Raw genomic sequence first — 9,489 nt, 5'->3', positions numbered from 1 at the left:
TATTCATACAACCACTCCGCTTTGGTTGAAAAAGTGTGCAAACTTTTTCAACTTTTTCAACCATATTTATTGTGATTGTACTATCTTCAAGGCTACAATTCTATGTGATGGTGTCTTTGACGCTTACCAATATTAGTACGCGCCCTTGCCCTTTAAAACAATAAAAAGGGTCTTCCAAAGTATCTTCAGATCAAGGCCGAAACGCCAGTTTTGGACGTATTCCACGTCATATTTCAGGGTTTCCGTGAGCGTCAGCTCACTGCGGCCGTTGACCTGGGCTAGACCGGTCACACCCGGCGGCATATCCAGACGATGACGTTGTTCAGGCGTATACTGGTCCACGATTTCCGGGACTTCCGGCCTCGGACCAACGATACTCATCGTACCGTTGATAATATTCAAAAGCTGGGGCAGCTCGTCCAGGCTGCTTTTTCTTAAAAATCTGCCGCTCTTCGTAATCCTCGGATCATCCTTGTCCTGAAAGAAGAAGTTGTCCGGATCAAACTTGCCTTCTTTTTTCAGCTGCTCGATTTTTTCCTTCATCACAGTATCGGCATTTGGAACCATGGTCCGGAATTTATAGATTGTGAAGAGCGCTCCGTTCCGTCCCACTCTTTCCTGCCTGAAGACTGCGGGACCCTTGGAATCGGCTTTGATCCAAAAGACAATCATCAGCCACAACGGGGATAAAATAATGAGCAGCGGGATGGAAATCAACAGGTCTAGAACCCTTTTCGCAAACAAATTACCACTCCTTGGGATTTTACTCCTTCACATCTTACAAAAATTCTTACTATCTTTCGTAGGGGATTTCGAACAATTTCCTAAACTCTATAAGAAACGAAGGAGAAAGTCTGTTCTTCCTTCTTATGACCTGACCTTTTCGATAACACGCTGTACGGCTTCGATAACATCCTGAACATCGGTATCACTCATTCTAGGATAAAGCGGCAGGGAAATAATTCTTTCATAAAGTGCTTCCGTCTTTGGAAAATCTCCGGGTTTGTAGCCAAAGGTATCCCGGTAATACGGATGATACGGAAGCGGAATATAGTGAACGCTGGTGCCGATATTTTCTTCCTTAAGCAATTCAATAAACGCAGCCCGGTCCACTGCAAGTTTATCGAGATTCAGCCTGATCATATACAAATGGCGGGCATGACGGGCATATGTAAAATCGGTCGGAACTTCAATCTCAGGAAGCTTGTTGAAAGCAGCGTTATAACGCTGCCAGATGACTTCTCTTCTGGCCTGCATGGATTCCAGTTTAGCCAGCTGGGTCATCCCCATCGCAGCCTGAATATCCGTCATATTGTATTTATATCCCGGGTATTCAATCTCATAATACCAGGAGCCTTTTTCAGAAAATCTATTCCAGGCATTCCGGCTCATGCCGTGGAGGCTCAAAACCCTCATCTTGTTGGCAAGCTCATCATCGTTGGTCGTCACCATGCCGCCCTCTCCGGTTGCCAGATTCTTCGTCGCATAGAACGAAAAGGCTGCCGCATCACCGATCGTGCCGACCATTCTGTCTTTGTACTTCGTATACGTGCCATGGGCCGCATCTTCCAATACAAAAAGGTTGTATTTTTTCGCAATCTGCATAATTTTATCCATCTCGCACGGAAGCCCGGCAAGATGAACCGGGATAATTGCCTCGGTCTTAGATGTTATCTTCTCTTCGATTTTTTCCGGATCAATATTCATGGTTTGCGGGTCAATATCTACCAGAACCGGAGTTGCCCCGCAGTGAATGATCACATTCGATGAGGCTGCAAACGTCATCGCCGTAGTGATTACCTCATCGCCCGCTCCTACTCCGGCAGCCAGCAGGGCGATGTGCAGTCCTGCAGTGCAGGAATTCAGCGCAATGGCGTGTTTAACGCCTATATATTCAGCAAAACGCTTTTCAAATTCTCCGGTCTTTGGACCCTTGGAAATCCAATTCGATCTCAGGCTGTCGACAACAGCCGCAATATCATCATCTTCAATCAGCGGCAGCGCATAGGGAAGGAACTGTTCGCGTCGTGGACTCATAAACTTACGCCTCTTTCTTCGTTTCAGTATCTGCTATCATGTTATTATGTTATTATTTTGTTCTATTGTTTTTATTTGATTTTTGTCTTTTTAATTTATCCATTAATTGTTTTTATACTTCGCTTATTCTTCAATACTTTTAACTCCTTGTTCATTGGCTAATTTTTCATTGACTCCTTTATTTTACTACGCTTTGGCCAAAAAACAACTTTAGGCTTTCTTCAAATGAAGCTGCTCAAGCCAGTTTCTGACGATACTGTCCCAGGAATAGTGCCGGATGACATATTCCCTTCCCTTTTCGGAGAGTACCCTGCAGGTTTCCGGATCTGCCTTTAGACGCATGACCATCTCGGCAAGGAGTTTGGGGCTTTCGGGTTCGAGCACCACTCCGCCGCCGCTTTCTTTGACAATCTCGGCGCCTTCACCCTCTCCGACATAGATCAGCGGCTGACCGCTGGCCATTGCCGGGAATACCTTCGAAGGCCTCACCCCTTCCGAGAGCTTATAGCGTCTAAGCGTTGAGAGGCTGATACTACTTAACGAATAGTAACGTGGAATCTCTTCGAGTGGCTGGAAATCGATAAAACGGACATTGGGCAGTTCCTTTTCCCGGGCGATCTGTTCGAGCCGGGGTCTTTCGGACCCGTCGCCGACAAACAGAAAAAATATTTCCGGCTCAGCACGCAGCAGATCGGCGGCTTCAAGCGCTGTCTCAATCCCATGAGCGTACCCCATCGTCCCGGCGTACAGGACCACATATTTCCCCTGCAGCCCAAGCTGCTGTTCCAATACCACGTCTTTGGGCCTTGGTGTAAAAAGTTCGGTATCGACACCGTTAGGCAGGAACAAGATATCTTCAGCTTGGACCCCTTTCTTTTTCAGTCCTTCCACAATCCCCTGGGTCTGCGCCGAAAGTTTAAACGCCTTGCGGTAAAAACAACGTTCCAGCCACTCGCACATGCCGATAAGCTGCTTATTGGTGACAAGTCCGAGCTGCACCGCGGATTCCGGCCACAGATCGGAGACATTGAAGATATAGGGTGCTCTTTTGAAGAAAGAAGTAATGACAGCTGTAAAACCGATAAAAAGCGGCGGAGATTCCACGACAATCAAGTCCTGGGGACCGCTGCGGCAAATTCCCAAAAAAGCAGAAAAGACAAAAGAAAAATAGTTCAGCAAACGCAGCCAGAACCTGCCCCGCTTCACTGGATAGATGCAGGTTCTCAGAACAACGATCCCTTCCATATCCTCACGCACAAACACTTTCCCCCGGTATTCATCTGGGATGATCCCGGTGGGATGGTTCGGAAAGGCAGTTACGACCGTAACTGTATTCCCCTGGTTCCGCAGGCCTTTGGCCAGCTCCCAGAGCCTTACCTGAGCTGCCCCCTTCTCCGGCGGAAAATACTGCGTCAAAAGTAAAATACGCATTCTTATCTTTACTCCTAGGTTCATACTTACTTTACTAAACTTATTTTGGCTACTTCTTCATAGTACAACGTTCCTGAAATAAATACTCAAATATATGATTGCGTTAAACTCCCGAGTTGGCCTGTGCGCCACAACTCCGCTTTCGGCTGTTGCGCCATCCGTGGCGCAAACAGCCGCGCTCCGCCTCCATGCTCCACTTAACGCTGGAATTGTGACCCCCAGACCTAATTTAGGGTAATCAAGCTTGTATGAATTATTCGAGCAGGGAATTTGAGAACGTTGTACTAGTAATAAAAGACGTGCTAAGCGCGTCCAACCGGACCGCTGATGCGGAACGCGGCGACGGCCATGGATAGCTTAATGCCGTGATACCATGAACGCAACCCATAGATGGTCTAATACACGCAGACTTACATAAACGACCTTATAATTAGTCTGTGGGCCACAGAACAATTATAAAAGCTTATGATCGGTCTGCGTGCCACGGTTCCGCGAAAAGCGGAGCAAGGAGTGCGGAGCGCGGCCTTTTGACGGCCACGGATGGCCTAATGTCGCGATGCCATGGAAGGCAAGGAGCGACGTGTCAAGGAGGACACAACGGCCGAAAGCGGAATTGTGGCACGCAGACAGGCCCTAAAAATGCAATCAATCTGTGGCCCACAGACAAGCCCTAGAATTAGATTAGTCCGCTGCCCCGCAGAGAAGCTCTAACAAATTAGTCAAGCTCCAGCCGGTACTTCCGCGAAAGCTTCAACACAACAAGCATCGCGCAGCTGAGCCAGAATATCGGATCCTCGAAGAAGCGTCCCTCAGCTTGAGAGCTGATAAATACGGTTGCAGCCCACAGCACATAGCCCGTGCCGGCAAAGTATTGGTTTTGCTCCTGAAACATACCGAGGTAGTCATGTCCGAGGCTGAACAATTTGGCCAGCCTGTACAGGATCGCTGCCCAGATCACCGTGAGTACAGCCAACCCCACGACCCCCAGTTCCGAAGCGATCGTCAGAATGGTGGTGTGGGAGCGTATCGCTCCGCCGGGAATATTCATGAAATCAAAATAACTCTGTTTAAACACAGTCTCGAAAGTGCCAAGGCCTGTGCCAATCAGCGGATGGTCCTTGAATATTGCAATTGCGGCCTTCCAAAGGTATAAACGCTGCTCACTCGAGTATGCGAAACCCTTCGTTATCGTCAGCATCCTCTCCCAGATTTCCGGACGCAGGAAGATCACAATTGCCCCGCAAAGGGCACCTAAACCGAGAACCCAGAGAACAGCCTTTTTGTTCGGCAAAAAGATCAAAGTAGCAATCAGAATCGTCAGCAGCGTCAGGAATCCACCGCGGGAACCTGTCAGCACCAGTTCTGCCAGCAGGACGGCCAGACATGCCATATAAATCAGTTTATGGCTTCTTTCCCGGGTATAAATCTGCAGAACAAAATTCGACGCAATCCCGAGGATGATGTAACGTGCAAAAATATTGGGGTCGACAAAGGTAGCATTGACCCGCAGCGTCTGCTCAACCAGCAGTTTGTCTCCCTGCCAGATCAGGTTCCCCGTAATTCCTTCATAGAAACTGACCAGCGCAAGCAGGAGTGCCATGATATGTACGGCTTTGAAAGGCAGCAGGGCGCGTTCTTTATCCATCAAAAGTGCGGTAGAGATAAACACAGCAAATAAAATCAGCAGCCGGATGGTTTCAGTAACAGTGTTGCCAAAGTTGGCGGAGTATACAACACTTATCCCACCAAGAATAATAAAAGCCAATAAAACAAGCGTCAGTGGATCTTTTAGAACCGCCCTAAGCTTTTTGCGCATCTTCTCCGAAAAAAACACGCGGGAAAATGCCGCCAGGATCAGAACAATACTGGCAAGCCTGGTCAGTGAGACTTCTCCCAAAATTTTTTCCAAAAAGCCAAGGTTCGGATACCAGCTAATCGATATTTCCAGCGCGACTGCCACTGCCAGCAACGGCACGAGCCATAGCGGCTTTTTGACAGCCAGGTAACCAAGAAGTATGATGGTTAACACGAATACCGGCCACTGAAGCATGTTCGATTCCTCCCAGTTTTTATTTTCGAAGACCCTTCTGAATAACAAATCCACCGATCTTCCGGAAATCCCTGTCCAATATCACGAGCGCCAGGCAATAAATGATTCCAGCCGTTACAGCAGATATCAGCGGATGAAAGCTGTTTGTCAACCAGGCGGTCCCTGCCATCAGCAAGGAAGCAAACACAATTGACGGCAGCTGGCGCCAGATCCGTATCTTATAAACCCCTTTTCGGACCAACAGGTAGTATCCGCAAAAGATAAAGATCTCGACAATGATCAGCGCATACGCAGTACCACTGATCCCGAACAGCGGATTCAGGACCATAATCAGAATAAACATCAGTACTAGCGCAGAACCCTGCACGATGGTTCTCTGCCACTGGTGGTTGGTTGTTGTCAGGACATCGCCGAGGGAAAAACTCATGCATTCCAGTGCAAAGAACCAGGACACAATCATCAGGATCGGAATCGATTCATCAAATTTTCCGGCATACAGCCATGTTGTCAGAGGTCCTGCTAAAACAAAAATCAGGATGCTGCCTGGGATCCCAATCCCGGAAAGCAGCTTAAAGACCTTTTCAGTCGTATGACGATGACCGTCCTTATCCGTTTCCCCGAGCTGATACAGCACAGGATAAAGCGCGCTGGTCATCAGGCTCGGCAGGAAGATCAGCATCAAGACAAGCTTGTACGCTGCGGAATAAATCCCTACCTCGACATTGCTGGCCGTCAGTGACAAAATCAGAATGCTGAGCTGGAAAAAGACGTTATAAAATATCCGGTGAATCCCAAACGGCAATCCGTTCCTGACCATTAGCATCAGGCTGCTCCGTTCAACGCGCGGCCTGATTTCCCTACTGAGGGCGAAAAACAGGAGTACACTAATCAGTATATACGTAAACAAATGGGTAAACGTAATTGCGACGACTCCCATCCCGGCAAAGATCACCGCAATGGTCAGCCCTCCGATCAGAAAGGTGGTCAAAAACTGGAAGGCTGCAGCCAGGTAGAGCTTCTGAACGGCTTGATAATAGTTATAGACCGACTGATTCAGCGCATTGAAAGATACAGCCACGCCCAAAACAACAACCATCTCTTTGGTCGACGTATTGTATCCGGCCGGGAACATAAAGATGACCATTAATAGAAAGCATACAATGGAGATTACGGTCTTGACAAACAGCGTGTTGCCGAAATACCGCGGCAATTCGGTCAGGTTCCTCGAACAATCCTGCACCATGAGCTGACTGATTCCAAGCTCCGCAAACAGGATAAACGTTCCAACGAACGCGTACGCTGTGGAGTAATCTCCAAATGGTCCCGGGCCAAGATAGCGGGTAACAAATATACCCACCACGGCGGCAATGGCCTTGGCAAGTACTCCTGATATTCCCAGGGCCGCAGCATTTTTAGCGATCAGGCGGGTATCCAAACTCTATCACTTCTTCTTTAGCTTTTCTTCATTCGGCATTACGGTTTCTCTTGGACGCTTCGATCTATTTCCATCTTTTCAGTATGTTCTTAAGTCTTAGTTCTCAAATCTGCTGTAAATCTTCAGCAGCTTTTCCTCCATCTTGCCCCAGTTGTACTCTTCTCTGACAGCCTTGATGCCGTTATCGCCCATCTCTTTGCAGAGCCGCGGATCGGCCAGCAGGATGCCCAGACCTTTGGCAATATCCTCAGGCTTGGTCGGATCAACAATGATCCCACTGTTGTAGCTGGTCAGAAAACGCTGGATCGGAGGAAGATTGCTGCCGACAATAGGGATGCCGCAGCTCATATATTCAAACTGTTTAATCGGTATGTTCTTAAAATATTTGGGCAGCGGCAGCAGCGTAACTACGCCAACCCTGGACTTTCGGATATAATCCTGGACCTCGAGATGGGGTACCCGTCCTGTGAAAAGGATATGATTGCTCAGATCATTTTCTTCGATGTATTGGGTGACGATTTCTTTGCCTTCTACGTCGTTAAAAGGCCCCACAAAAATCATCCGGATATCCGGATACTTCTCCTTCAGCAGCTTGATAGCCTGGACAGTCATATATACGCCGCGCTCCAGTGTAATATCCCCCTGGTAAATGGCATCGTATTCCTTTTCCGGGAGTTCCGTTTCTTTTGGCGAAGCGTCAGCTTCCGGCGGTATAAATTCCGTAAAATTATAGATCACATCAACTCTTGGATTTTTATCGGCAAACCGGTCTTTGACCGCATCATCTGCCGTGATGATCTGGTCAAATTTTTCAGCATAATACCGTTCACTTTTATCGACCAAAAAAGTAGCCAAGGGTCTCAAAATCCGCGGGATCTTCCTGGACATGCGCATCATATCCGGGTAATGTTCGTGGACATCGTAAATCAGCTTGCACGCAGGCAACGCTTTTTTAATCTTTAACACTTTGTAGATCAGTTCAAAGTCGTGGAAATGGCAGATATCCGGTTGCAGTTCGATCGCTTTGGCAACGACGGTATCCCCGAGCTTAAAACGGCCGTAAAGAGACCCCGCTTTTGGCACGCCAATGATCCGGATCCCCTGTTCCATATATTCAGTTCTCTCATCAGGTACAATCAGGGTAATGTCGTCATATTTTTTCTTAAGAGACAAAGCCTGCTTGTAAAATATTCGGTTATCGAGGGCCGGATGACCCGTTGTGAGAATGCATATTTTCAAACTGTCCTGCCTCCTGTTAAACTTCGATAGACTCTGGCCGTTTGGGCCGCATTATTCGACCAGGTAAACTGATCAAGCACCGTTTGCCTGCCTGCCTCACCAAGCCTCCGGCAGTAAACAGGGTCTCTGAGCAGTGAATCAAGTGCTCCGGTGAGATCTTCGACATTCCGGGGATCGACAAGCAGACCGTTTTGGCCATGGATCAACGCATCTTCGATCCCTTCGCCGCGGACACCGATAACCGGTAATCCCTGGGCCATCGCTTCAATATAGACGACGCCGAAGCCTTCCTGCCAGCTTGGCAGACAGAAAATATCGGCCCCAGCCATCTCTTTCATCACTTCAGGGTGGGTAAGCTTTCCAAGGAAAACAACCTTATCTTTGAGGTTCAGGCTTTTCGTCAAATCCTCTAAGGCCTGTCTTTCTTCCCCGTCACCTGCAATAAAATATTTGAGTGAAGGATATTTTCCGGCCAGAGATGAAACCACCCGGAGATTCAGATCGATGCCCTTGGTTTTCTTTAGATTTGAAACACTCAGGATCCTGATTTCTTTTCGGGTATTACCGGAAATGCCGCTGCTATCAGTACTTAAAATACTTACGTTCTGATCTGTACTGAGAATATCAGCGGAAATGCCGTGCCTATCTGAATGATGGCCGGGAAAAACATCCGACGGCGGTACACAGTCATTCAGGTCGATGCCGTTATTGATAACCTCTGTCTTCGAGAAAAAAGCCTGGTCCCTGATGATATTCTTCAGTTTGGAGCTGACTGTAATGATTCTGTCCGTACCTTCCAGTACCTCAAAAAGTCTCTGGCGGCATTTTTCATTTTTGGTCAGGGTTGACTGAAAGTCCTGCCCGTGGATGGTAACCACAAGCGGTATATCATCGTCTTTCTTCAGTAAAAATGCCGCGTAGCCGTCGGGAAGGGCCACATGGGCATGAATAAGATCAAATGGAAACTCCCCGCGGATCTGCGCGACCTGCCTGCGGATTCCCTGGTACATGAAATAGCCCGACTGCTCCAGGAAATATGAGCGCGGAAACTCGAGATAACGCGGATAGTATACTTCAACTCCGTCCACCACTGCCTTATCAGGTATGGACGCATAGGTCCGCCATTTCGGCTGGAGTGCCGGCAGAGGCCAGGGCGCATAAGGCACAGGCGATACGACTTTAATCTCACAGCCTTGATCCTGCAGCGCTTTAACCTGCTTATGAATGAAAATGCCGTAAGCCGGATTCTGAGATGAAGGATACATATGAGAGATCACTAATATCTTCACCGTTAAAC

At 48.1% G+C, this 9,489-nt stretch carries 7 protein-coding genes; all 7 read right to left on the bottom strand.

What is annotated here, in order from left to right; all coding sequences use genetic code 11:
- Positions 1-132: 132 nt before the first annotated feature.
- The 7 genes from OKX56_RS14790 to OKX56_RS14760 all read right to left on the bottom strand — a co-directional run bounded on the left by OKX56_RS14790 (position 133) and on the right by OKX56_RS14760 (position 9,481).
- The gene (locus tag OKX56_RS14790; RefSeq protein WP_287897015.1) at positions 133-744 is read right to left on the bottom strand and encodes a sugar transferase; all 612 of its coding nucleotides are present in this window, start codon (positions 742-744) and stop codon (positions 133-135) included.
- 123 nt (positions 745-867) lie between these two features.
- Positions 868-2,037 carry a DegT/DnrJ/EryC1/StrS family aminotransferase gene (locus OKX56_RS14785; RefSeq protein WP_287897013.1) on the bottom strand — a complete coding sequence of 390 codons (1,170 nt, stop codon included), beginning with the start codon at positions 2,035-2,037 and terminating at the stop codon, positions 868-870.
- 210 nt (positions 2,038-2,247) lie between these two features.
- Positions 2,248-3,468: a glycosyltransferase family 4 protein gene (locus tag OKX56_RS14780; RefSeq protein WP_287897011.1), complete on the bottom strand. Its 1,221-nt coding sequence runs from the start codon at positions 3,466-3,468 to the stop codon at positions 2,248-2,250.
- 715 nt (positions 3,469-4,183) lie between these two features.
- Positions 4,184-5,518, bottom strand: a complete 1,335-nt coding sequence (locus OKX56_RS14775) for an O-antigen ligase family protein (protein WP_287897009.1) — start codon at positions 5,516-5,518, stop codon at positions 4,184-4,186.
- Positions 5,519-5,537: 19 nt separating this feature from the next.
- Positions 5,538-6,953 carry a flippase gene (locus OKX56_RS14770; RefSeq protein ID WP_287897007.1) on the bottom strand — a complete coding sequence of 472 codons (1,416 nt, stop codon included), beginning with the start codon at positions 6,951-6,953 and terminating at the stop codon, positions 5,538-5,540.
- 96 nt (positions 6,954-7,049) lie between these two features.
- Complete coding sequence (locus tag OKX56_RS14765) at positions 7,050-8,192, bottom strand: glycosyltransferase family 4 protein (RefSeq protein WP_287897005.1); 1,143 nt, start codon at positions 8,190-8,192, stop codon at positions 7,050-7,052.
- Positions 8,189-9,481, bottom strand: coding sequence for a glycosyltransferase family 4 protein (locus OKX56_RS14760; RefSeq protein ID WP_287897003.1), 1,293 nt, complete (start codon positions 9,479-9,481; stop codon positions 8,189-8,191). Before OKX56_RS14760 ends, OKX56_RS14765 begins: the two co-directional genes overlap by 4 nt.
- Positions 9,482-9,489 lie beyond the last annotated feature (8 nt).

The sequence above is a fragment of the Dehalobacter sp. genome (genome assembly GCF_030063005.1).
Lineage (GTDB): Bacteria > Bacillota > Desulfitobacteriia > Desulfitobacteriales > Syntrophobotulaceae > Dehalobacter > Dehalobacter restrictus.
Note: the sequence above shows the minus strand (reverse complement) of the source record. Positions and strands in the feature narration are given on the sequence as shown.